This window comes from Sphingopyxis sp. 550A, assembly GCF_053569535.1.
The window spans coordinates 4,517,198-4,541,256 of sequence record NZ_CM131615.1; the positions used below are offsets into that span (position 1 = coordinate 4,517,198).

Below are 24,059 nucleotides of genomic sequence, written 5' to 3' on the forward strand. Positions count from 1 at the left end.
TTGATTGCTTGTAATGTCCAGGCAAGGCGGATGCCGTCGTGCTGGCTGTGCGAAACGCCGGATCTGCCACATTTGCATTGCAAGTCGGCGCTAACGTGATTTGCCCGCATCAAAAAAATATCAACAGCAGAAAACTGGATCAATTTATTCACTTTCCGACTGGACAGCAAAATGCTAGATCGCTGCGGACCGGCAACGACCGGGCGAAAAAGTGGGGAGGATTGACTATGCTGAGTCGCAGTGGCCTGCGCCTGATCGCGCTTTCGACCGTTACATTCTCGCAATTTGCGCTCGCGGTCGCAGCCGCTGCCCAGGAGAATGTGCCGGCCGAGGCGGAGGAAAAGCGCAGCGATCTCGAAATCGTCGTGACGGCCCAAAAGCGGGTCGAGCGGCTGCAGGATGTGCCGATCGCGGTCAGCGCCGTGTCCGGCGAGCAGCTCGAAACCCTCAACATCAATGACCCTCGCGATCTGCGCTATGTCGCGCCGAGCCTCAACTTCAGCAACTCGGCGAATGTTCGCGGCGAAGGCTTCACCATCCGGGGTGTCGGCACAGCGGTTTTCGCCGACACCGTCGAGCAGAGCGTGGGCACCGTCATCGACGGCGTTCCGCTCGCCCGGGCGGGCCAGGCGGTTGCCGATCTGATCGATATCGAGCGGGTCGAAGTGCTGCGCGGTCCGCAGGGCATGCTGTTCGGAAAAAATGCCTCGGCGGGCGTCATCTCGATCACCACCAAGGCGCCGCAGTTCGAGAACAGCTTCGAGGGCCGTCTCTCCTACGCGACCTATGACGAGATCAAGGTGAATGCGGTCGGCAATCTTCAGCTCGCGGGCAACGCCGCGATTCGGGTCGCCTATTCCCAGACGAAGCGCGACGGCATCGTGCGCAACATCTTTCGCGACGAGATGGTCAACGACCGCGATTCCAAGTCGCTTCGCGCGAAGCTGCGCTGGGAACCGACGTCGAATCTCAGCATCAATCTCGTCGGCGACTGGGGCGACAGCGATCAGCTGTGTTGCAGCTGGACAGCGCGCACCGCTCCGCTGACCACCCAGTTCGGCCAGCTGAATGCGGCCGCAGGCATTACCCCCGGTCCTCGCAATCTCGAAATGGCTGCCGACCAGCCCTTCTTCCAGCGTGCGAAGACTTGGGGAGCGTCGGCCCAGGTCGACTTCGACGCCGATTGGGCCACTCTCACCTCGATCACCGCCTATCGCCACTGGGACGAATTCGACGGCAATGATCCCGACATCCTGCCGGTCAACTATCTCAGGGTGAACAACGGCTATAATCTGCTCGATCAATATTCGCAGGAGCTGCGAATGACGTCTCCATCGGGAGGGCGCTTCGAATGGGTTGGTGGCATTTTCCTCGGCTGGACCAAGAACGAGAACCGCAGCGAGCAAACCGGTGCCCTGGCGCTTCTGCCGCCGCCTCTCGAGCTCGGGAGCGTCTTCTCATCGGTCGTCAAGAATGAGAGCGCCGCGGTCTTCGGCCAGCTTTCCTACTCGCCGGTCGATCGCCTCAAGCTCATTCTCGGTGCACGCTATACAGCCGAGAAGGTCGAACTCGACGCCGTTGCGGGTCCGGCTCCCGGCGCGCTGGCCGGCATTCCCGGTCGCTTCGTCGGCCTTGTTCATGGCCAGCAATCGAACACCAACCTGTCGGGCCGGGCGACGATCCAATATAATTTCACGCCCGACGTCATGCTCTATGCAAGCGCTGCGCGCGGCTACAAGGGGCCAGGCATCGACACGCTCGGGATCGTTCGCGCGACGCCCGATATCGTCGAGCCCGAGATTCCGACCAGCTACGAGGCCGGCTTGCGGTCAACGCTTTTCGATCGCAAGATGATCTTCAACGTCACCGCCTTCGCGACCGACTTCAAGGATTATCAGGCGTCGAGCTTCGATACCACCGTGACGCCTTCGCGCTTTCTCGTCACCAACGCCGGCAAGCTTCGGACCCGGGGGATCGAGGCGGAGATACAGGCGCGGCCTTTGGAGGGTCTCGCACTCGGCGGGTCTGTCGCCTATATCAAGAGCCAGTTCGCCGACTTCAAGAATATCTCCTGCTACTCGGGACAGACCGTGTTGCCGCTCGGAACTCCGCGGACGTCGCCGCGCCAATGTATCCTGATCTCGCCAACCCAGGCCGTGACCTATGGCGACGGCAACCGTCTGCCCAATTCGCCTCGGCTCACCTATAATCTGAATGCCGGCTATCAGCACAGCATCGGGGATTTTCGCATCGATACCGCGCTCAACTGGTTCTACCGCAGCAAGGTGTCCTTCGACGCAGCGGGTAATCCCGCAACGGTGGAGAAAGGCTATGGCCTGCTCAACGGGAATATCGGCATCGGTCCCGACAGCGATCGCTGGCGCCTGTCGTTCTTTGCGCGGAATATTCTCGACCGTCATTTCGTCAACGTCGTATTCGTGCAGCCGGTACTGAATTCCCCGGGGGTGACGGTCCAGATTCCGAGCCCGGATGCGCGCCGGGTGCTGGGCGTAGCGCTTGATTTCAAATTCGGGGGTGGCAATTGAGTGAGCGCAGCGCGGCAGGGTCATTGTCCTGGCCGAGACGGATCGGCTGGGCATCAGGCGACGCCGGGATAAACTTTTACTGGCAAGGCATCGGGATCTTTGCCTATTTCTTCTACACCGACGTCATGGGCATCTCGCCGATGTGGGCGGGCATTGCCTTTGCCGCTGCGTCCTTCTGGGATGCCGTCACCGACCCGATCATGGGGGCGATCGCGGACCGAACGCGAACCAGGTACGGACGGTTCAGGCCTTGGATTCTGTTCGCCAGCGTCCCGTGCGCGGTATCGTTCGCGCTCATGTTCTGGACGCCTCCCCTGGCGGGCGGCTGGTTGATTGCCTATGCCATAGCGACCCATATTCTGCTCCGCACGATGCTGACCGCCGTCGGTATTCCCTTCAGCGCGTTGACCGCGCGCATGACCCATGATTCCAACGAGCGCGGGACCATCGCGATGCTGCGCCTCATGTTTGCGGCGACAGGCGCTCTCGCAGTCTCATTTACCATCCCCAAACTCGTCGAAATGCTCGGCGACGAAAGGACGGCCTATTTCTATGCCGCCTGCATTCTCGGCGCCGGCGCCACGATCATCCTGTTGATCAGCTTTCTGTCGACGAATGAACCGCCGGACGAGGATGACCAAAGCGCGCCGCCGGTGGCCGGTCGCGGATTGATGCTTACCTTTATCGCCGACCTCGTGGGCTTTTGGTCGACCCTGAAACATAATGGCCCCCTCGCGCGGCTCTTCGCAGCGGTCATTCTCAGCGGCATTACAACGGCCATGAACGGCAAGGTTTTGCTTTATTGGATCAAATATGACCTGAAAGACCCGTCGATCATGGCGTGGCTCCTTCCGCTCCCGGCGGTCTGGCTGGTTCTGATCGCACCGGGCTGGACACTCATCGCGCGGCGCTGGTCAAAGCGGACCGCATGGCTGGCCGGCACATTCCTCAGCATGACGAGCCTGTTGTCCTTCTACATCATCAATCCGCACGATCACGCGACCCTCATCGCCATCACACTGATCGGTGCAACGGGGGGCAGCGCAGGGCTCATCATGTTCTGGTCGATGCTTCCGGATACCGTCGAATATAATCAGTGGGTGCGCGGGGAACGGAGCGAGGCGAAGATCTTCGGGTTCGCGACATTCGGCCAGAAGGTAGCTCTCGCGATCAACGCGCTGCTGCTCGGGCAATTGCTCACCGCAGTCGGCTTTGTCGCCGATCAACCGCAATCGCCCGAAATTCTCGCCGACTTGCGAGCCATCATGTGCCTGATTCCGCTGGCTGGCGTCCTCGGAACCGTCGCGATCATGTGGCGCTACCCCATTACCGCCGAATTCCATGCCCGCTTGCGAGCGGATCTCGCTGCGAGGGATGGCGCCGTTGCGTCGACCGCTAGCGCCTGAACAGCAGCCGTACCACCGCGTCGGCGTGCCGCGAGACGAATTCTTCGGCGAGCACATCGACGCCGTAGATACGGCGCGCTTCATGGGCGAGCGCGAAAACAGATTGGCTTGCCGCAGCGAGGATATAGGTCATGTGGGCTGGAGGAACGTCGAGCGGGAAGCCGTCGCTGACCGCAGCCTGCAGCATTTTTTCGAGGAACCTGTGCGCGGGGCGGACGTGCTGGTCGACGGCGTAACGAAGCTGCTCGCTGTCGTGCATCGATTCCATCAGCATCAGCCGTGCGTGCTCAGGATGACGCGCGCAATAAGCGACATACCGCCGCACGAAAAGCTCGAGCCCTGCAGCGCCTTCCGCATAATCGGGATCACCCTTGCCCGGCCGCAGTTCCGATTGCATGCGAAGAAAAAGATAGTCGAGCGCATGCTGCCAAAGCTGCGCCTTGCTTCCGAAATGCAGGCGGATCACCGCGTGGCTGACCTGTGCCTGTGCCGCGATGTCTCGCAGCGAAGCCGCCTCGAATCCACGTTCGGCAAAATGGTCGAGCGCGCTCTCCAAAATCTTCGCCTGCGTCAGGCGCTTTTGCTCTTCGCGTCGCTCGCCACGATAGGTTCGCTTGGCCGCCTGCTTGTGCGGCCCCGGGACGGAGACAGTCTGGCGTTTGGCCGGCGAAGGCTGGTTCATGTCAGGCCTTTTTTCGACAAGCTTCGACGGACGGCGGCGCCCGGGCTGATGCAACGACTGTAGGGGGGCTTGCCGGAAATGTCGAAAAGCTTGTCGCTTCAAACCATAATTTATCGGCCTTTGCGTGCGAGACAGAGCTTTTCCGGTCGGACGACACGGTTCGGCGCCGCACCGCAAACCACCCGAGGGGAGAATATGATGCGTGCGAAAAGGATATTGCGCCGGCTGGCCGTTGGCCTGCTTGCGCTGCTGGTCATCCTTGTCATTGTAATCGGAGCGCTTTGGTGGTGGATGCAGCCGGCCGCCGTCGATGCCGCTGCTCCCGTGAGACCCCTCGGGCCGGTCGCATCCGTCGAGCGAACGATCGAAACCGGTGCGCTCGCTGGGATCAGGGATCGCGATATCGACATTTTCAAGGGCATTCCCTATGCCGCGCCGCCCGTAGGGCCGCTGCGCTGGCGCGCGCCCCAGATGCCAGCGGCCTGGACCGATCTTCGCGATGCCACCAAATTCGGCAATGATTGCTGGCAGAATCGGCCCGACTGGGATGCGGCGCGTTCGTCGCAGCCGATGAGCGAGGATTGCCTGACGATCAACGTCTGGGCGCCGGCCGATGTGCCGAAGGGTGGGGCTCCGGTCCTCTTCTGGGTTCATGGCGGAGGCTTCGTCCAGGGCTCATCGAGCCAGCCCGCGCTCGATGGATCCGAAATCGCGCGACGCGGCGTCGTGCTGGTGAGCTTCAATTATCGCCTCGGGCGTTTCGGCTTCTTCGCCCATCCCGCACTGGCCGGCGAAGCGGCAGGGCGGCCGATGGGGAATTGGGGGCTTATGGATCAGGCTGCCGCGCTGAAGTGGGTCCACCGCAATATCCGGACCTTTGGCGGCGATCCCGGCCGTCTCACCCTGTTCGGACAGTCGGCCGGCGGCGCGTCGGTTGCCCAGTTGATGCTCGATCCGGATGTGCGCGGCCTGTTTTCTGCCGCCATCATCCAGTCCAGCGGCGGGCGCAATCGGTGGGCCCCTATGGTCTCGGCCGACGAGAGCGTGAATTCGGGATATGGTGCAGCCATGCGGTTTGCGGCCGATCAGAAGCTTCGCGATCCCGATGCGGCGGCCTTGCGCGCGCTACCCGCCTCGGCCGTGCTTGGCGACATCAGCATGACCAAGCTCGATCCGAAGCGCTTTTCGGGACCGATGATCGATGGCCTTCTGGTGCGCAGCGACTTTGTCGACGGCTTTCTGGCCGGTCGCGAAGCGCCGGTCCCGATGCTAGTCGGGTCGACCGATCGCGAGCTTAGCCACCTCAACATTCTGGCTCGATACGGCCTCCGGCAATGGGCCAAGAGCGAACTGGGGCACTCGCTCGACACCGTTCGCGAAACCTATGGCGACACGTCGGTCTTCGACGACAACATCGTCAATGATTGGGGCTTTGCCGAGCCTGCGCGGACCATGGCGACGCAGCATGCGGCTCGCGGCTATCCGAGCTGGCTCTACAGTTTCGACTATGTCAGCGAGGGCCGCCGCGCCGATCTGGACGGGGCGCCCCATGCGTCGGACGTCAGCTTCGTGTTCGGCACATTGGGACGTGAAGGCGTTCGTCCCACAAAGGCGGATTGGGTGGCCTCGGAAATCCTTCAATCCTATTGGCTCGCCTTCGCTCGCGGTGGTGTCCCCAACCCGGCCGGTCAACCGGCCTGGCCGACCTACCGGGTCGGCGACGACCGTCTGCTTCGGTTTACCTCGAACGGAGCGCAGATCGACAGCGTCCGTCGGGGGCGAGCCCTCGACGCGATAACGGCGGCTATGTCGGCGCGTCCCGTTCGCTGACGGACGATAGCCAGTCGGGATGGGCGCGGATCAGATCGATCGCGCGCATCGATCGAACGGGGTCGTCGGGGGAGACGGGAAAGGGCGCTCCGTCGAGAAGCGTTGAAGCAATTGCGGCGAGCTGCGCGGTCCAGCTGCTCGGTCCCCCAATTTCCTCGTCGCGTATACAATCCCTCGTGCGAAGCACCAGCCGGTTGCCGAGGCTTGGAGCGACCGGGTTGCGGGCCATGAGCGTACCCTCTTCGCCGCCGATCTCGAGCCAGGCGTCGGACGGCTCGATCATCGATGACGAGATGCGCGCCTCGATCGCTCCGAATTGCAGCTCGGCCATCATATGCGAGTCAACGCCTCGCCTAAATCCTGCCGAGAGCGCGCTCACGCGGAAATTCTCTCCCAGCAGGCGCCGGCAAAGCGCCAGGGGATAGATGCCGAGATCCATCAGGCTTCCGCCGCCTTGTCCCGCTGCCCAGCGAAATTCATCGGCACCCTCGGCAATCATCGTCGAAAAATGGGCGCTGGCGCGGCGAATTTCGCCAAGCCTGCCGCTGACGAGGATGTCGCGGACCGCGGTGAACAGCGCGTGGTGTGGAGCGTGCATCGCCTCGAAAGCGCGGACACCGCATAGGGTTGCATGATCCACGATCGCCGCGGCCTCACGGGCATCGAGCGCAAAAGGCTTTTCGATCAGAACATGTTTGCCGGTGGCGATCGCAAGATGAGCGAGGCCGGCATGCTGCGCCGGCGGCGTTGCGATATAGATCAGGTCGACGTCGGGATCGGCAATCAGGGCGGCATAGCTTTCATGGACCTTCGGGATGCCATGTCCGGCCGCGAACGCCGAAGCGCGCGCTCCGTCGCGGGCTGCGACGGCAACGACGGCTGCGCGGCCGATTTCGCGGGCCGGCGCAATAAGCGCGTAAGGTGCAACACGGGCAGCGCCGATGAGACCGATCCGCAGCTGTGTGAAGATCCGCGACTTAGGCAAGGCCGGCGAGTTCGGCGCAGCTCAAGATGCCGGTTTTCGGGGCGCCGTCGATCCTGATGCCGTAACTGATCCGAGGCCTCGATAGAGGCAGGATGAATTCAGGATCGGTGACAGTGTCGCGGAGAGCCTCGACATATGCCGGCAGACTTCCAAGGCTGTCCCATCTTGTCTTCACACCTGGATCGATCGTTTGAATGGGGACCGGGCAGGACGCGAGTGAGACGCGCGGCGGCGCGATGAACCAGCGCGACCGGTCCGCGGTGCCATGACGGAACCGGATCGCTCCGATGAGAAGCGGCCGATCGAAGGCCAGCGCGATCCATGCCGGGCCGACGTCGGACGAGGCGCCCGCGCGAACTGTCGTGACATCAAAGCCGCCCATGTCGAGCACCGCGACCGTATCGTAACGCCCGTCGGTGACGAATTCGCCGACGAAGAGGCTTCCAACGGCCTCCTCGCCCAGAATGCCTTCGGGGACATGGATGCGCGAAGTATAAGCCCGCGCCCACAGCGTCAGCGGAGCCGGGTCGATGTCCGCGCTCGTTCGAAGCAGCATATTGTGGCGCCTTGCGTCTGCGAAAGGGACCAACTTCACGGCTCGGGCCTGAGAGTGGTCGCCGCAACGGCACCGGGCGGACATCGTGAATACAGAGCGGTCGCCATCTGTCGGGCTGCGGCGAAGAGACGCGATTGCCGCCGCATCGATGCTGACCGAGTCGAGATCGGCGATGTCCGGGTTCGCGTCGGCATCGAGGGTCAGCAGCTGCGGTCCGTACCGGAGCATCGCGCGATCGGGATAGCCGTTCGAAATCGGCAGGCTCTCGGCCTCGCAGGCCATCTCGATGGCGATCGATGTCCCGGGCAGCCATTCGCGGTCGATCGTCAGCATCGTGCCACGCTCTCCCTCCCATGTCTCTGCGCCGATCTTCGCCGTGAATTTTGTAGCCCAGTCCGGCACCCGCATCTGGAGAGTGAACCGCAACGGCAACTCGGCGTCGACCCGGATCGTCGCATCCAACTCTGCGGGAAAGCGGCTCTCGATCGAAAGGACGATATCGATGCCGCCGCGCGACCATTGCAGCCGGCTCTCGGCAAAAATATTGATCGTCAGCCCGCTTTGCGAAACCGCCCAGACATGATCTGCTATGGCGGCAATCGCGCGCGGCCCGCTGGAAACGCAGCACAGCGGGTAATCGGTAAACTCCTTCGACCCGCAAAGGGCCGTGTAATAGGCGAAATCGCCATTGGCGCCATCTTGTGCGGCAAGCAGGTGATTGAGGATCGTCCGTTCGCATTCGGCCCCGAAACGCGGTTCGCCTGTAAGGCGGAGCAGGCGCTCGTTGAACTGCAGCCAGGTGACGGTAACGCATGTTTCGGCGAGGTTGGAGGACGGGAGTGCCCGGGCTTCGCCGTGCGGCTGGAAATGCTCCATCGCACTGAGGCTGCCGGTCGGATAGAGCTGGGCGTCGCGCATATCTGCCCACGCCTTCAGCGCAATTTTCATCATCTGCTCTTCCGCCGTCAGACGGTAGAGGTCGAGCAGGCCATTGAGATTGGAAATGAATTCATAGGCCTTGCCGCTGGGCAAGTCGTCAAGGCCCCCCGCTTGCAGCGCGGATAGAATTTGCGCGCCGCCCGGGCGATCCCACGCCGCGGCGATGGCGCGCGCAAAGTCTAGAAAGCGCTTTTCACCCGTCATCCGGTAGAGGTCGCAAATCGGTTCCAAGACGCTCGTTGCGGCCATCCCGAAAAACCATCCGGCCCCATTGATGTCCATCCCCGAAGGCTGCCCGCCAAATTTGTCCGCTAGAAGGAGGCCGATCCGGCGGGAGGCCTGAATGACCTCTTCCTGCCCGGAGAGCCGATACCAGGCGAGCAGACCGGCCAGCACATATTTGTGAACCCAGACGTCCCACCCCGTCCAGCGATCGCCCGCAACATAGGTTCCGAGATACCCGTCGTCCTCCTGCGCCGCCAGCAGCCCGGCCGCGACGCGTGCGGCCTTTGCATGCAGCGCGCCATCCGGCTGTCCCACGAGACTGCGGCAAGCAGCGGACAGGAACTTGCCTGCATGTTCGCCAGCCCAAGCGTTGGCAAAGTCGCTCGATGCCGTCCGTTTGCGGAAACAGCGGAGAAGCCCCTCTTCGTCGACGGCCAGCAGCCGGCCCTGGACATTGATCGCCATCCGGCTCCCGAGAAGGCCACCGACACGGATCCGCGACGGGGGCGGCGCCGAAAGCTCCTCCGCGACCTTCCAGGGGACCGGGATATCGCGATGCCTGGACTGCCGAGGTGCAGTTTCGGTCATGTCGGCGTGCCTTGAATGAAGGTGACGACTTCCGCGCGCGTCGGTGCGGCGGATTGAGCGCCGAACCGTGTCACCGAGAGCGAGGCGGCTGCGAGGGCAAATTCGACACCCGCTTCTATCGGGGCGCCTTCGGAAAGGCGGACGGCCAATGCGGCATTGAAGACGTCGCCTGCGCCCGTCGTGTCGACGACATCGACATGCGGCGCGGCCAGCTGCCGCGCCGGGCCATCACCGATGACGAGACAGCCCTCGGCGCCCAATTTTACGATGACCGTTTCCGGCCCACTCGATCGCAGATGCTCGGCGGCTTCGACGAGCTCGCCGTCGCGCAGCTTTTTTTGACCCGTCAGCACCTCGAGTTCGGTTTGATTGGGCGTGATCACGCTGATACGTCGGAGCAGATCCCGCGGAAGGTCGCGCGCCGGTCCAGGATCGAGAATCACGCGCCCTCCTGCGGCATGGGCAATCATGGCAGCGGCCGAGACCGCTTCGAGCGGAATTTCCAGTTGCAGCAGGATAACGCCGCCTTCCTTCAGCTTCTTCTCGTCGCGGCGAACCTGATCCGCGCTCAGAAGGCCATTTGCCGCTTCGATCACCACGATGCTGTTGGCGCCTTGCCGATCGACAGTTACGAGGGCCTGCCCCGAGAGCTGGCCTGCCTGCCGAACCCCGGAAATGTCGCAGCCGGCGGATCGCAACACGCCGCGGGCCGTGCGGCCCCAGGCATCGGCGCCGACCCTCCCGATCATCCGCACCGTCCCTCCGAGCCGGGAGGCTGCGACGGCCTGGTTCGCACCCTTGCCCCCACTGCCGTAGCTCAGCGCGCTGCCTGCGACCGTTTCGCCAGCTCTCGGGAGGGAGCGGCATCGGACGACGATATCGCGGTTGATGCTCCCGACAACGGTAATCGGTTCGGACCCGGCCTTTGGATTATCCATTTGTCTGGCGTTGCTCGATATCGAGCACGATCTGGCGATGGATCGCATGCGAAAGACGGTATCGCTGGATGAGCAAAAGCGAGAGGATAACGCCGCCGAGCGGTATGAAGAGCATCATCATGCGAAGTCCGTCGATCGTCTCGGGCGTCATCGGTTCGTTCGACCGATAGCCGATTGCCGTCAGGGCAAAGCCCAAGGCTCCGGCCGCGATTCCGAGCGCCGCCTTCTGGCCGAGAACGACGAGTCCGAATATCAGCGATTCGGTGCGAACGCCGGACTTCCATTCGCCATATTCCACCGTGTCGGGGAGCACCGCCCAGAAGCAGATGTAATTTGCGCTCATCCCCGCAGCGATGACCGCGATGGCGGCCAGGAGCGCCGGCAAGCCTTGGCCGTGCGCGAACCACCAGCCGAGGATTCCGATCCCCACGACAGCCATGCCGCTTCCCCACGCAAGCTTCTTGCCATGCGTGCGTGCAACCCAGGTCCACGCCGGAACGGAAATCGCCGTGACGCCGGCGCTGAGGGTAAGAGCAAGCGTCGCGGCGTCGGTGTCGCCATATATATATTTGAAATAATATATGATGTTCTTGCTGAAAAAGGTCGATGCCACCGAGCTTAGCACCACGACACCGAGCGCCAGGTGCAGGGGGCGGTTGGAAAGCAGCGATGCTACGATATCGCGCCAGGCCATCCTCGTTGTGGCCGGGGGTTCGGGAGCGTCGAGGCCGCGGGCCGCATAGGCGACCTGCCATAGAATCAGCACCACGAAGATACCGTAGATTGCCGCAACAATCTGCCAGCCGCGGCGCGCGTCTTCCCCCCCGAGATAGTTCGCGAGCGGCAAGGTGGTCGAAGACACCAGCATGCCGGCGATCATCGCGAACAATATGCGCGCTCCGGCCATGTCGGCGCGCTCGGCACTATCACGAGTAACCCGCGCGAAGAGCGAAGCGTAGGGAATGTTGACCATGGCGTAGATGGTGCGGAACAGCAAATGCGTCACCGTCACCGCTACGATCGAGCCGCTATGCGGCATGGCGGGCGCAAAGAACATTGCGGCATAGGCCAGCGCGAGGACGGGCGCGCCAAGCATGAGGAAAGGGCGGTATCGGCCGAAACGCGTTCGCGTCCTGTCGGCTGCCCAGCCGACGACAGGATCGATCGCGGCATCCCAAACAAGCGCAGCCATATAGATCGTCCCGGCGATGGCGGCCGGGACATTGAGCACGTCGGTGTAAAAATAGAGCAGAAACAAGGAACTGCTCTGCCAATAGAGATTGAAGGCCAGGTCGCCCGACCCGAACGAAATCTTGCGCCAGAAGCCGATGCGGCCGGTGACGTCAGGCCTTGGGGGCGAGGGCGTCATAATGGGCCTGGGCATCGGCCATCCGTTTCATCAGGGCGTCGAATACGTCGGGATGCCTGCTCGCGACGCTGTACAGCTCGCCGGGATCCTGCTGCATGTCGAAGAGCAGCGCACCTTGGCGGCTGATCATATATTTGCCCAGGTCGAGCTTATATCCCCGATAATAGGAATATTTGACGAGTTTCCACCGCTCGGTGCGGATGCCCGTGATCTCCTTGTCGTTGAACAGGAGCAAATCCTTATGCGGCGAGGCGGTGCCCTCGGTCATGAGGCCGGCGATATCGAGCCCGTCCAGTTCGCGTTGAGGCAGGGAAGCGCCAGTCCAGCCTGCAATCGTTGGAAGCAGATCGATGTTCATCGCGAGACCGTCCCGCACGACACCAGCGGGAATGCGGCCGGGCTGCGATGCGATGAAGGGCACCTTGTACCCGCCATCCCAACCCGCGCCGCCCTTCCGGTCGCGTGCGTTGCCGGAGGATCCTTCGAACCAGGGACCATTGTCCGACGTGAACATCACCAGCGTGTCGCGTTCGAGCCCGAGCTTGCGCAGATGGGCCATCAGCCGGCCGACATTCGTGTCGATCTCCTCGACGACATCGCCATAATCGCCTGCTTTCGATGTCCGCGGCTCGTCCGGATTGGGGTCCAACGGCGTGTGCGGCGCGGTCAGCGCGAGCGTAAGGAAGAAGGGGCGTGCCCGATTGTCGTCGATGAAACGCATGCCGCGATCGAAGAACTGCGCTGTCAGCCTGTGGAAATCGACCTCGCTCGTCGACAATGCATTGCCTTCTCCGCTCTCGTACATCGACAAGGGCACCATGTTGTGGCTGTAGGGCAAGCCATAGAAATAATCGAATCCCTGGACGTGGGGCGGCCAATGGGGCGCGACGTGGCCGAGATGCCACTTGCCGATCAACGCGCTGCGATAATCGGGCTTGAGCATCTCGGCGATCGTGACCTCGTCGAGCGGCAGGCCCGTGCTGTCATTGGCCTGAATGACCCCGTTCGCCATGCCGCTGCGAACCGCAAAGCGGCCCGTGAAAAGGCCGGCCCGCGACTGGCTGCAAATATTGGCGCTTGCATAGAAATTCGTGAAGCGCGCGCCGCCCGCGGCGAGCCTGTCGAGATGCGGTGTGCGCAGAAGACTCGCGCCATAAGCCGCAACGTCACCATAGCCCAGGTCGTCGCAAAGTATCAGAATGATGTTCGGTTTGCGCATGGTCATTCTCGCCCAGCTTGGTGTCGTGGATGCTGCCAGCGTTGCCGCAGCGCTCGTTGCCAGAAATTGCCTGCGATCCACGCCCGTCTCCCGAGGATATCAGTCCGACACTGGTTCGGACGCCGAGTCCGGCATAGCGCTCAAAATTTGTCAAAAAAAGAGAAAAATCTCAAATCTGGCAGATTGGTCAACGGTTTGATTATCACAAAGCGTTGATTTTACGCCACAAAGTTGGATGCAATTTTTTTATATGTTTGTTGACCACCGAATGCCTACTGCTTAGCCTGAGCGCATCGGAGGGTGATGGTTACCCGATGCCGATCAGCGAGAAGGGATTTTGGGGATGCGAGTTTCGGCGGCAGGGCGTTTGAAGGTTGATGGATCGCGCTTCCGCGACGAGGACGGCCGGCATGTGATTCTGAGAGGCGTCAATCTGGGTGGGGATTGTAAAGTGCCATGGCCGGACGGCGGCACCAACTTTCCGACCGACTTTTCCGACCACCGCACGGTGAGCTTCATTGGCCGCCCGTTTCCGCTTTCAGACGCCGATGCCCATCTTGGGCGGCTGGCCCATTGGGGGTTCAACTGCCTCCGCCTTCTGACGACCTGGGAAGCGATCGAGCACGCGGGCCCGGGTGACTACGACCAGGAATATCTCGACTATTATGCGGAAATCTGCGCGCGCGCCGGCCGGCACGGGTTGCATGTGTTCGTCGATTTCCATCAGGATGTGTGGAGCCGCATGTCGGGTGGGGACGGAGCACCGGGCTGGGTCTTCGAGGCCGTGGGTCTCGATTTTCGTCAGTTCGACCGGGCAGGCGCGGCACACATCATGCAGGCCCGCTACGACTATTCGGATCCGCAACGCCGGCAGGACGCCTATCCGCAGATGAGCTGGGGCGGAAATCACCGATTGCCTGCCAATGCCGTGATGTGGAGCCTGTTCTGGGCAGGAAATCGCCTGACACCCCGCTTCGCGATCGACGGCGTCAACATACAGGACTATCTCCAGACATCCTATATCGGCTGCCTCGAACAAGTTGCAGCACGGGTGGCGGACATGCCGCACGTCATTGGCTTCGACACGCTGAACGAGCCGGGGCTCGGCTGGCTGGGCTATCCGATGAATTACCGACATGTGGCACCCGACGCGATCAATCCCGTTGCGCCGCGGGTCGGGCCCGCGCTCACACCGCTTGAAGGGCTGCTGATGTTGCGCGGACTTGCGGTCGAAGCACCGCAGCTTCTCCGCAACATTGAAACTGGACGCACCGAGGTGACGGGAATGGTCACCCTCAATCCGCATCGCCAAAATGTGTGGTTGCCAGGCCGCGAGTGCCCGTTCGAGGCTGCAGGTGCTTACCGGATCGAAGGCGAGGAAGGGGTTGCACTGCGGGAGGACTATTTTCGCGCCGACGAAGCGGGAGGCTTCGATGTTTATGGCGACGGGATGGGGCCCTTCTTCAATCGCGTTGCCGACGCTGTACGCCGTTACCGCCAGGATTGGCTCGCCTTCGTGGAGATCGACCCTTTCGGCGGCATGTCGGGCCGCGACCTGCCGACGCCGCTTCCGGAAGGGTCCGTCAATGCCGCGCACTGGTATGACGTGAAGACCCTCTTCTTCAAGCGGTTCGAAACGCCGACAGGCGAGGCCCGTGACGCGGTGCGGGCGCGCTTCATCGACGAGCTGGGCGTGGTTGAAGGCCTGTCGCGCGCCCAGCCGGGCGGGATGCCGACACTGATTGGGGAATTCGGGATTCCGTTCGATCTCGATGAAGGTGCTGCTTATGATGCATGGGAAGCGGGCGAGCGCGGGCCCGATATCTGGGCGCCACACAGCGCGGCGCTTGGGCTGATGTACGACGCGATGGATCATCGCCTGCTCAGTTCGACGATGTGGAATTACACTGCGTCCAACCGGAACGACTTGTTGATCGGCGACGGATGGAACCAGGAAGATCTCTCGATCTTCTCGCTCGACCAATGCGAAGATCCTGCAGATCCGCACTCGGGCGGACGAGCGATTTCCGGTTTCTGCCGCCCTTATGCGCAATTTGCGGGCGGCACCATTTCGCAATTTGGGTTCGACAGCGACAGTGGCCGGTTCGAACTGACCGTCGATGCCGTCGCCGGGCTGCAGTCAATTATATATGTTCCGGAAATCCATTTCCCCGACGGGCTAGCCGTTGCCATCGAGGGAGCGCGGGCGAGCTGGACCTTCGATCAGTCCACCCAGCGCCTCGCAATCGATCACGAGGCGAGCGGTGCAGTGACGATCAGGGGAGCGCCAAGCTGGCTAAGCTGAGCGCCTTTCCAGCGCTTTGAGCGCGTCGATCGTGGAATTTCGCATGCTCTTCGATCGGCGATTGCTCTCATCGAGCAGGTTGTTGAGACGGGCAGGGTCGCGTGCAATGATCGCATCGACGATCGCGCTATGCTCCGACGCGTGATCGCGTTCGTGATCGCTGCTCTGGTCCGCAAAGAGATTGATATATCGTTCGGCCCGAGCCACCAGGTCGCTGTAATATTCGATCAGAAGCGGCGATTTACAGCCGCTGATCAGCGTATCGTAGAAATCCATATAGGCGCGCTGCCAGCGCTCGCGACCTTCATGGTCTTCACCCGGCAGCACATGTTCCACCTTCTTCGACCGGTGCAACTGCACGAGAACTAATTCTTCCCATTCATCGTCTCCGCGCTCGATCGCAGTCGCTAACGCGAGGCGTCTTATGCTGTCGTAGACGTGCAGGGTATCGAGGTAATCGGCCAACGAGACCGGAGCGACCCGATGCCCCTTCTGATGCTCGTGGGCAACGAGGCCGCCAGCGGCAAGGAACAGCACGGCCTCGCGAACCGGACTGAGCCCAGCGCCATAATAGCGTGTCAAAAGGTCGAGCTTGAGCCTCTCGTTGGGCTGGAAAACGCCGCGCACGATATCGCGCTTCAACCAGTAGGCGATCGCATGACTCGGGCTCGAGACCGCTGCACGCGGATGGCGCAGGCGTTCGTCGTCGAAACCGCTTATCGATGGAATGTCGGTCGGCAAGCATTGGCCCCTATAGCATCAAGGCGCCGCTGGCGCGGCGACGATCCGAATAGCGTGCCCTGAAATCCTGTCAATTAGCGCCTGGTCGAGCCCGAGCCGCGTTCAAAACAGCTCAATCGATAAGAAACTGCCGATCGGCGTCGTTTTGCGGAATTCGGACGCCATCCACGACCGTATGCGCTCCGTCCGGCGCATATTGCAGAATATAGGCCTTTCGCACCGAACCGTCGCGAAGATTGGGGCCCGTGCGATGAGGCGAAAGCGACGAAAAGAGTATGATGTCTCCCCGTCGCGCGGGGACACAGACAGCAGCTTCATGCTCCTCCAGGCATTTGAGACCGATCGGCGTCTCCCAATGCTCCAACGTCCCGCCGCGATGCAATCCCGGCACGATCCAGGGACAACCGTTGGTTTCGTCGACATCGACAAGCGGTATCCAGAAGGTCAGATATTGCTGGGGTTCGATGAAGGTGTAGCCATTATCCTGGTGCCACGGAAACTCCTGCTTCTTGCCGGTCTTCTTGTAGACCGACTGATCCCAGTAGAGGCGGGCGGGTTCGCCCATCAGATCGAGGCAAATGTCCCGGATTTTCCGATTTTTTGCGAACGCACGTGCTGGTTCCGAGTGTTTGACGATATGTGTGGTGAATGTGATCGTGCCAGCATCGGTCAGACGCGAGCGTCCTCCAGCCTGCTCGGCTACCAATCGCTCCAGCTCGGCTTCGATCGGGTCGATCGCCGCCTCGATGGCGTCGAGTTCGTCGCTGTCGAACACGCCTTCGATATGAATAAAACCGTCGCGATCGAAGCTGTCGACCTGATCGCGCGTCAGCACCCGCAATGCACGATCCGACGGCACGTCGGCCCATTCAAAATTCTTGCTTAACGGATGCGGGGCAGGTTGGCGCATAGAATCATCCTAAAAATTGATATAAAAAATAAATTAAAGGGCAAACGGCAAAAGATCAATAAATTAATGCAATTTCCGCCGATTGAGGCGAGTCAACCCTAGTCTCGCCGGTTGAAGCTGCTCGCGAGCGACGGGTCGCCTCGGCCACGATAATGATATCTTCCCGGGTAGGAGAAAATGGGGCGGGCATATTCGACCTCGCCCGCAGGAATGGGGAATCTGCCTATCCGTGCGAAGGCCTGAGCCGGATCGGCGGGGAGGCGAGGACGCATTGCCAGCAGGCTGTCAGGTGCCTGGCCCTTCTCAACCCACGATTCGAGATAGCTCAAATGGTCGATCGCCCAGGCACCGCCCCCGAACGCGCAATGATCCATCCCGGGAACCATGTAGAGGCGAAGAAATTGGTCGGTGGCAGCCTGCCCGCCCATCGTACTACGTACCATCTCATAATAATCGACCGTCTGACCCGGGGCGATAAGATGGTCGTCCCAGCCATGGTAAAGGATCAGCTTGCCGCCGGCATCGCGAAATCGGCGAAGATCGGGGTTGTTCGCCGACAGCAGAGCGTCGGCGACGCCCGACCGGCGTGCGTCGAGATCGAAATCGAAGGCGGCGCCGTTCCAGCTCGGACCGGGTGCCGGCGAGAATCCCATATATCGGAAAAATTCTTCGCCATAGCTTGCGCCGGTCGACCGGCCAGCGGTCCCGGGCGCCAGCAGCCGCGCGAAGGCTGCTGCCGGGCTGAGGCCCGGCGCCAGTGCGACGCCGGACGATGTGCGCGGACCGCCAACCAGCGACGCGAGACCGTCGACTTGCGCGGCCGACAGACAGCTCTTCTCCCCAGCACCATGACATGCCAGCGACGCAGGGTCGAACTGACAGCGCCGCGGATCGCCTATCACGCCGTCGGCGAGGCCGTCATTACCATCACAGGCCTTCAGCACGGCGTTACGGACGAGTGAGAGGGCATCCGCGTCGAGCAGCGCGGTGCCTTTGGCATCGCGTGCCTTTCGGTCCATCCACAATGCGCTGAGGAATGTCCGGCCGGTGTCGATCAGCGGCGAGCCGGCAATGATGCCATCGAAATCCCAAGGGAAGCGTTGCGCCGCGATCAATCCCTCGCGACCGCCTTCCGAACAGCCGTTGAAATAGGAACGCTCCGCCTTGCGACCATAATATCGCTCGACGATCGCCTTGCCGATCAACGTCGTTGCGTGCGAGGCGCGAAATCCATGGTCTATCTGGGCACTGTCGCTGCCATAGGCCCAGAGCGCGCTGAGGCTCGGCGCCCCAGGGCTGGCGATCGCCGAGCGGTGGCCAAGGTCGCTGACAATGCAGGCGTATCCACGTGATGTCGCATCGCGGCAGTACCACCCCATGGTGCGACCGCAGAACCCCGCGCAGCCAGCCTGGAGGAATTTCCCGTTCCAGCGATCGGCCGGAAGCTGCATTTCGAACGTCGTCGATGCATTCACCAGCCCCGTAAGCCGGCATAGACCGGGCTGATCTCCGCTTGGCGGCGTGAACTGGGCCTCCAGTATCTGAGCGGGGGCGTCCACGGTGCGCGAAAAGTCGCTTTGTCCGAAGCTTGAACATTTGGCTGCGGGCTCGGTTGCCCCAGCGGGAGAGGCCGCGCCCGCAGCGGCGGCAACAATGGCAACAGCGGCTAATATGCGTCGCTTCATCCGGCCTCTCCCGCTGGCAGACTCAATAATTGTAGGACAGTTTGACCCCGACCTGGCGGCGATAGTCGAGGGGGATGAAGCCGACGATGGCGGTGCCAGGCGTCAAGCTGTTGGTATAATATTTGTTCGTCAGATTCTTTCCGAAAAGTGCGAGCGTGTAGCGCCCGTTCTTCGCCCGGATTCCGAGAGACCCCGACAGGAGACCCACGGAATTCTCGATCGCCTGGGGATCCTGAAAGATGTCCCACTGGATCTGGCCGCGCCAGTTATAGTTGAGGTTGATGAAGCCGTCGAAGGGCGCGGAACCAAATTTCACCACCTGTTCGCCGCCGATATTGAACGACCATTTCGGATTGGCCGGAAGGGGCGCACCCTTGAGATCTTGGACCCCTCCGACGCATCCTTGTGCGGCGGTTTGGCCCGAGAAGCATTGACCGCCGGGAAAATTGCGGAACTTGCCGTCGATATAGCTGACGCTTGCGTCGATCGAGGTTGTGTCGGTGGGATAGAGGTTCAGGCTGCCTTCGAAGCCGCGTGTCCGGATCGAACCGGCGTTCACGAGAATGAAGGTTCTCAGGCCCGTAATGGGGTCAGTATCCACCGCCTGAGTCTGGAAGTCCTTGAATGTCGTCGAAAACAGCGCGAGGCTTGTCCGCACCCGATTGTCGAAGAAGCTGCCCTTGAAGCCGACTTCATAATTTGTCGCGACTTCGGGGCGCACACGCTGCGGACCGGTGACATTGGTCGCGAGCGTGTTGAAGGCAGGTCCCTTGATCCCGCGCGACACCGTCGCATAGATCATGTCGTTCGGCGTCATCTGCCAGCGCGCACCGAGCTTCCACGACCATTTCTCGGCCGACACGCTGTCCTGAATCGTCTCGCCGGGCGCGAGGTTGACCACGGCATAGCCCGGTTCACGAGGAAGGCCGATATTGCGGAAACTGACGTCGAACTTGGTCCATCGTGCGCCGGCGATCAGGGTCAGATCTTGCGTCGGATGAAGGTTGCCCTCGCCGAACAGCGCATAGTTGGCATTGTCCGCGTCGGCAAAATTCAAGTGATTCTGCTGCTGGAAGCCGTTCGCGCGCAAGCGGATCTTCTGGTCGATGCTGCCGGACTTCAACTGCTTGAAATAGAAGGCGCCAACCACATAATCGAACAATCCGCCGGTCGGCGAGGCGAGGCGCAATTCCTGCGAAAGCTGGTTCTGCTTCGCGGTCGCGAAATTGCTGGGAAGGATGAGGCTCGGCTGCACCACCGTCGTTTCCGCCTCGATATAATAATCGCGATAGGCGGTGATCGAGGTGAGAAGATACTCGCCCAGATACCGATCCCATTGGGCGCTGAACCCGAAGCCGTTCGATTTCGAGAAGGTGCTTCCGGGCAGGTTGATCTCGTTGCTTCTGGGCGTCAGCGGGCCGTAGAACTGCGTATCGAAAGCGTTTGATCGACCGGGAACGAGCTTGATGAAGACCGGTGAGCAGCAGTCGCTGCGATCCCAGGCTGCATCGGCGTTGATCGTCATCTTGGTCTGGTCATCGGGCTCGAAAATCAATTTGGCCCGCACGCCATATTGCTTGTCGCCATTCAGCGACTCGCCGGTGTTCAGATTGTCGACAAAGTCGTCGTAGCGCTTGTAGAAGCCGGATACGCGAAGGCGCAACTTGTCGCCCGCGATAGGGCCACCGACCGCGCCATAGAGATCAACCTGGTCACGCTGGGCGTAGCTGGCGCCGAATTTGGCCGACAGTTGGTCGCCAGGCTCTTCGGTTGCGATGTTGAGGATGCCCGCAGACGCGTTGATACCGAATAGCGTGCCTTGCGGCCCCCGCAGGACCTCGACGCGTGACACATCGTTGAAATTGAAGAGATTGGGGCCCTGAAGTCCGATCACGACGCCGTCGATCACGGTACCGACCGACGGCTCGATCGAGCGGCTGTAGGAAAGGGTACTGATTCCGCGAATGCTGAGCGATGTATTCGTCGGATTGAAGCCCCCGCGGTAGACGAACCCGGGCACCGCGGTGGCCAGTTGCTCGACGCCAGCGATATTCTTCCGTTCGAGATCGGCTGCGCCGACAACCGCGATCGAGGCCGGTACTTTCTGAACGCTCTCGCTGCGCTTGTTAGCCGTGACGATGATCTCGCCATTCGGGTCTTCATTCGGACCCTTGTCCTGGGCCAGTGCCGCTTGCGGCAACACGCAGCAGGCCGAAGCGAAAAGGACGACGCGAAGAGACCTGGATGTCATATATAACCCTCCCCAGAGATAATTTTTATAATAAATGCCACTTGAGACATTAATTTATAAATATGATCGGTAGGCAGGCGAGTCAATGCGAAATTCGCTGCCGCATTCTGAGGAGCAGGCTGGCCTAGGGCTTCGGTGAGGCAGCGACTATTTGAATGGGGTGGACGACAAGCCCGCTGTTCCCGGTCTTGCGATTGTGCGCGGCGATGATGAGCTCGCTATGTCCTTGGGTGCCGAGCTGGACGATGCCCGCAAAGCGGCCTGGGTCGGATTCGAAGGATAAGGGAACTTGCGTGAGGAGCTTGCCCTTGCGGTAGACGAGTGCCGTAACCTCATAGTCGTCGGCGTCCCAGATGCCTCCGCGCGTGATAGGGCAGCCACACATCAGCTGGACATGAGCCGTAATCTCCAATCGCGACCCGGCGCGAGGCCGACCAGGGTCGGTAATCAGTGATACGACGAGACCGGGCATTTCGATCGTCCAGCCATTTCCTGCATCCAGGCGCTGGCCAGGGATCAGCCAGCGCTCGGCGGATACTCTGAGTTGGCTGGCGGGATGGGCCAGCGGCCCGCGCGCTTCGAGTCTCACGAGCGTCGGCCTGGACAAGTCGAGGGTCGTTTCGAAACCGGCAGCATCCGGCGTTGCCCTTATAGGGCTGCGGCCTTCGGCTTCCATGATCTGCGCCGTATTGCCGGTACCGCCTCGTGTGACGCCGCGAGCCAGGATCGTGCCGCTCTCAACGTCTCGCAGGATGACCTCGGCACCGCCCATGGTGTCGCCGATATATTTGCCATCCTGGCTGATGACATGGACGGTGACTGGCGTAGGCTCGGCGTGGGCAGTGGACGCGATGGCAATCGCCGCAACGCAAGTAGCGAGTTGCCGCCACATCAGTCGGATTTCCTCTGGCGGCCGATGTTGTCGATCGCAAATGCACCCGGGCCTCGTGCCCATATCAGCAGCAGGGCGCCGAGGATCGCGATATTCTTGAAAAGCGGACCCACATGTGAGGTATCTGGGACGACATGGATGGCGACCGTCACCGGTACCAACGTGATGAATAAGGCCAATGCCGACGTGCGGGTCATCCAGCCGACTGCAAGGGTAAGTCCCGCGACAACGAATACCGCACCCGAAAGCCAAAGAAGCACCGACGGGCTGCCGATCATCGCTACCGCATCGCGCCACGGCGACTCGGCCATGCGCTCCAGCATCATCTTATGCTGTCCGAAATGCCCGAGCCCGCCGATGATAAAGATCAGGCTGGTCAACACCCGGAACAGCGGGTCGATCATCGCGCGCGTTCTTGCGGTCGGTTCGAGACGGCGTTCGACTTCGCTCAACATTCTCTACCCCGCCCTTTCGATATCCGCGCAGCTGCGCGCATGGTCCACAAGCCCGCCCTTTTTCGCGTCCCCGACCCATGGCGACGATATTTGCCGCCCCGAAGGGCCGCCAATGCAAAATTCCGCTCTCGCTAAGCGAGACGATCGATCTTCTGCATTCCCCCTGCATCACAACCGTAAGTTGCAGCACACGACCGTTCGGGCCGCGTCAGATGCTACGCGGCTTTGTCGAGAAACGAGCGGTTCAGAGCATCCCGCTGATCGTCGGACAGTTCTCGCTTCGGCTCATACGGAAACTCCTCAAGGTCGGCGAGGGCGCATTCCCGGTCGTACCGGGAGACGGGCTGAGGACGACTGCAATATACGAATGCCGTCGCGCAATAATCATCACGTCTTTCGACAATCCCGAAGGTCGTTCCGGCGACCGTCGACCAACCACGGCCGGCCGGCGGATGCGCAGCTTCATATTGCAGCTTCTCATCGCGCTGATCGGGTCCGAACTTCGCGAAGCCGATCTGCTGGATCGTGACCTTGATCTCGCGCTCGAACATGATCGGATCGGGAAGGTGCCATCGATAGAAGCTGACAAGATCCGGCCTGTAATCGTCGGGCTTTGCGTCGCCCGGCGCCGGCATTACCAAAGGTGCACCGGAATAGGTTCCATGATGTGGCCCCATGCCCCAAGCGGTCCCGACATAATCCTCAAGTCCCGTGCCGCAGATGGTGGGAAGATCCTGATCACCGTCCCGGAAGATTTTGACCTCCCCTTCGCCATACCAGGAGCCCGAATCGATCACCCGCACGCCCACCGAGCACCCGAGAAAGCGGCCGGGGCCCTCCAATCCTTCGAAAATGATGAAGTCGTCGCGCAAGCGCGTGGGGTTTTCGCGCCTGAAGGTTGCATGAAGATAGCTTGTCGGCACGGCTTCACGCGGCTCAAGAGTGTAGTCTATTTGATAATAAAGGAGAATGTGGCGTTCCGACTCGTTTCTGAGATCGATCCGAATGGCCCGGTGAAACGGCATTGGCATGTGCGAATTTAACCCCCGGCTTTCATGCGTCGATAAAAGTGCCGAGTAGAATTCGCGGGTGCGGCCGTGCGGCTGACCGAAAAAATCGAAAAAAGGTACGGACACGCTCGGATCATCAAGTCCGTCGTATCGCACCTCGAGCCGCAGCGAGCGAAGCACGGCGGGCGACCATCCATCGGTCGTCGCCCAAATGTGACGGATCGTGCCGCTGCCAGCGATATCGGCTAGGATGATGCGCTCGCCCGGGCGGATCAGCTGTGCCGGTCTGCCCTTCCGGCCACCTGCAGCGCTTCCGCCGGCACCGCGAGCGCCGGTTGGATTTTCAAAGCTGATGGAACGGCAATCGAGGCGAGTATCGATCAGGCTTGCGTCCATCACATCATAGTCTCCAACGGCAAGCCGATCGGCAGCGAATTGGCCAACCAAAGCAGCGGGCGCCGGCAGTATCAGCCCACCCTTCAGGAGGTCTCGACGATCCATGGCCTGTCCAATATTAACTGTCCATA

The 24,059-nt window shown here is 61.4% G+C and carries 17 protein-coding genes; 4 read left to right on the plus strand and 13 right to left on the minus strand.

Annotated features, from left to right (window positions below; translation table 11 throughout):
• Positions 1–38: 38 nt before the first annotated feature.
• Both ACVENA_RS21920 and ACVENA_RS21925 read left to right on the plus strand, forming a co-directional pair.
• Positions 39–2,546, plus strand: a complete 2,508-nt coding sequence (locus ACVENA_RS21920; RefSeq protein WP_449327061.1) for a TonB-dependent receptor — start codon at positions 39–41, stop codon at positions 2,544–2,546.
• 23 nt (positions 2,547–2,569) lie between these two features.
• The gene (locus tag ACVENA_RS21925) at positions 2,570–3,952 is read left to right on the plus strand and encodes an MFS transporter (RefSeq protein WP_449328982.1); all 1,383 of its coding nucleotides are present in this window, start codon (positions 2,570–2,572) and stop codon (positions 3,950–3,952) included.
• Here ACVENA_RS21925 and ACVENA_RS21930 read toward each other — a convergent pair.
• Positions 3,942–4,634, minus strand: a complete 693-nt coding sequence (locus ACVENA_RS21930; RefSeq protein ID WP_449327062.1) for a TetR/AcrR family transcriptional regulator — start codon at positions 4,632–4,634, stop codon at positions 3,942–3,944. The genes ACVENA_RS21925 and ACVENA_RS21930 overlap by 11 nt on opposite strands.
• A 195-nt stretch (positions 4,635–4,829) precedes the next feature.
• On the opposite strand from ACVENA_RS21930, the gene ACVENA_RS21935 reads away from it, so the two are divergent.
• Positions 4,830–6,464: a carboxylesterase/lipase family protein gene (locus tag ACVENA_RS21935; RefSeq protein ID WP_449327063.1), complete on the plus strand. Its 1,635-nt coding sequence runs from the start codon at positions 4,830–4,832 to the stop codon at positions 6,462–6,464.
• On the opposite strand, the gene ACVENA_RS21940 is transcribed toward ACVENA_RS21935, so the two are convergent.
• The 5 genes from ACVENA_RS21940 to ACVENA_RS21960 all read right to left on the minus strand — a co-directional run bounded on the left by ACVENA_RS21940 (position 6,439) and on the right by ACVENA_RS21960 (position 13,289).
• On the minus strand, positions 6,439–7,449 hold the full coding sequence (locus ACVENA_RS21940) for a Gfo/Idh/MocA family protein (RefSeq protein ID WP_449327064.1): 1,011 nt from the start codon (positions 7,447–7,449) through the stop codon (positions 6,439–6,441). The two genes, ACVENA_RS21935 and ACVENA_RS21940, sit on opposite strands and share 26 nt — an antisense overlap.
• Positions 7,442–9,634, minus strand: coding sequence for a beta-L-arabinofuranosidase domain-containing protein (locus ACVENA_RS21945; RefSeq protein ID WP_449327065.1), 2,193 nt, complete (start codon positions 9,632–9,634; stop codon positions 7,442–7,444). The genes ACVENA_RS21940 and ACVENA_RS21945 overlap by 8 nt, the downstream gene beginning before the upstream one ends.
• Before the next feature lie 119 nt (positions 9,635–9,753).
• Entirely contained in the window at positions 9,754–10,695 is a 942-nt protein-coding gene (rbsK, locus tag ACVENA_RS21950) for a ribokinase (RefSeq protein WP_449327066.1), read from the minus strand.
• Positions 10,688–12,079, minus strand: coding sequence for an MFS transporter (locus ACVENA_RS21955; RefSeq protein ID WP_449327067.1), 1,392 nt, complete (start codon positions 12,077–12,079; stop codon positions 10,688–10,690). The genes rbsK and ACVENA_RS21955 overlap by 8 nt, the downstream gene beginning before the upstream one ends.
• Positions 12,039–13,289: a sulfatase family protein gene (locus ACVENA_RS21960; protein ID WP_449328983.1), complete on the minus strand. Its 1,251-nt coding sequence runs from the start codon at positions 13,287–13,289 to the stop codon at positions 12,039–12,041. The genes ACVENA_RS21955 and ACVENA_RS21960 overlap by 41 nt, the downstream gene beginning before the upstream one ends.
• Before the next feature lie 337 nt (positions 13,290–13,626).
• On the opposite strand from ACVENA_RS21960, the gene ACVENA_RS21965 reads away from it, so the two are divergent.
• Positions 13,627–15,588 (plus strand): cellulase family glycosylhydrolase, encoded by a 1,962-nt coding sequence (locus tag ACVENA_RS21965; protein WP_449327068.1) that lies wholly within the window; start codon positions 13,627–13,629, stop codon positions 15,586–15,588.
• Here the strand turns inward: ACVENA_RS21965 and ACVENA_RS21970 are convergent.
• From ACVENA_RS21970 to ACVENA_RS22000, 7 genes are all read right to left on the minus strand, one after another.
• On the minus strand, positions 15,580–16,329 hold the full coding sequence (locus ACVENA_RS21970) for an FCD domain-containing protein (protein WP_449327069.1): 750 nt from the start codon (positions 16,327–16,329) through the stop codon (positions 15,580–15,582). The two genes, ACVENA_RS21965 and ACVENA_RS21970, sit on opposite strands and share 9 nt — an antisense overlap.
• 112 nt (positions 16,330–16,441) lie before the next feature.
• A complete protein-coding gene (locus tag ACVENA_RS21975) occupies positions 16,442–17,239 on the minus strand; it encodes a phytanoyl-CoA dioxygenase family protein (RefSeq protein WP_449327070.1) in 798 nt (265 codons plus the stop codon).
• 98 nt (positions 17,240–17,337) lie between these two features.
• Positions 17,338–18,714, minus strand: a complete 1,377-nt coding sequence (locus tag ACVENA_RS21980; protein ID WP_449327071.1) for a tannase/feruloyl esterase family alpha/beta hydrolase — start codon at positions 18,712–18,714, stop codon at positions 17,338–17,340.
• Positions 18,715–18,946: 232 nt separating this feature from the next.
• Positions 18,947–21,175, minus strand: coding sequence for a TonB-dependent receptor (locus tag ACVENA_RS21985; RefSeq protein WP_449327072.1), 2,229 nt, complete (start codon positions 21,173–21,175; stop codon positions 18,947–18,949).
• Between the two features lie 124 nt (positions 21,176–21,299).
• The gene (locus ACVENA_RS21990) at positions 21,300–22,067 is read right to left on the minus strand and encodes a hypothetical protein (RefSeq protein WP_449327073.1); all 768 of its coding nucleotides are present in this window, start codon (positions 22,065–22,067) and stop codon (positions 21,300–21,302) included.
• Positions 22,067–22,522, minus strand: a complete 456-nt coding sequence (locus tag ACVENA_RS21995) for a DoxX family protein (RefSeq protein ID WP_449327074.1) — start codon at positions 22,520–22,522, stop codon at positions 22,067–22,069. Before ACVENA_RS21995 ends, ACVENA_RS21990 begins: the two co-directional genes overlap by 1 nt.
• A 215-nt stretch (positions 22,523–22,737) precedes the next feature.
• Positions 22,738–24,033: a glycoside hydrolase family 172 protein gene (locus tag ACVENA_RS22000; protein ID WP_449327075.1), complete on the minus strand. Its 1,296-nt coding sequence runs from the start codon at positions 24,031–24,033 to the stop codon at positions 22,738–22,740.
• Positions 24,034–24,059 lie beyond the last annotated feature (26 nt).

Coding starts and splice junctions, on each gene's coding strand:
- ACVENA_RS21930 (WP_449327062.1), bottom strand. CDS start 4,634: ATGAACCAGCCTTCGCCGGCCAAACGCCAGACTGTCTCCGTCCCGGGG.
- ACVENA_RS21935 (WP_449327063.1), top strand. CDS start 4,830: ATGATGCGTGCGAAAAGGATATTGCGCCGGCTGGCCGTTGGCCTGCTT.
- ACVENA_RS21945 (WP_449327065.1), bottom strand. CDS start 9,634: ATGGCGATCAATGTCCAGGGCCGGCTGCTGGCCGTCGACGAAGAGGGG.
- rbsK (WP_449327066.1), bottom strand. CDS start 10,695: ATGGATAATCCAAAGGCCGGGTCCGAACCGATTACCGTTGTCGGGAGC.
- ACVENA_RS21955 (WP_449327067.1), bottom strand. CDS start 12,079: ATGCCCAGGCCCATTATGACGCCCTCGCCCCCAAGGCCTGACGTCACC.
- ACVENA_RS21960 (WP_449328983.1), bottom strand. CDS start 13,289: ATGACCATGCGCAAACCGAACATCATTCTGATACTTTGCGACGACCTG.
- ACVENA_RS21965 (WP_449327068.1), top strand. CDS start 13,627: ATGCGAGTTTCGGCGGCAGGGCGTTTGAAGGTTGATGGATCGCGCTTC.
- ACVENA_RS21975 (WP_449327070.1), bottom strand. CDS start 17,239: ATGCGCCAACCTGCCCCGCATCCGTTAAGCAAGAATTTTGAATGGGCC.
- ACVENA_RS21985 (WP_449327072.1), bottom strand. CDS start 21,175: ATGACATCCAGGTCTCTTCGCGTCGTCCTTTTCGCTTCGGCCTGCTGC.
- ACVENA_RS21990 (WP_449327073.1), bottom strand. CDS start 22,067: ATGTGGCGGCAACTCGCTACTTGCGTTGCGGCGATTGCCATCGCGTCC.
- ACVENA_RS21995 (WP_449327074.1), bottom strand. CDS start 22,522: ATGTTGAGCGAAGTCGAACGCCGTCTCGAACCGACCGCAAGAACGCGC.
- ACVENA_RS22000 (WP_449327075.1), bottom strand. CDS start 24,033: ATGGATCGTCGAGACCTCCTGAAGGGTGGGCTGATACTGCCGGCGCCC.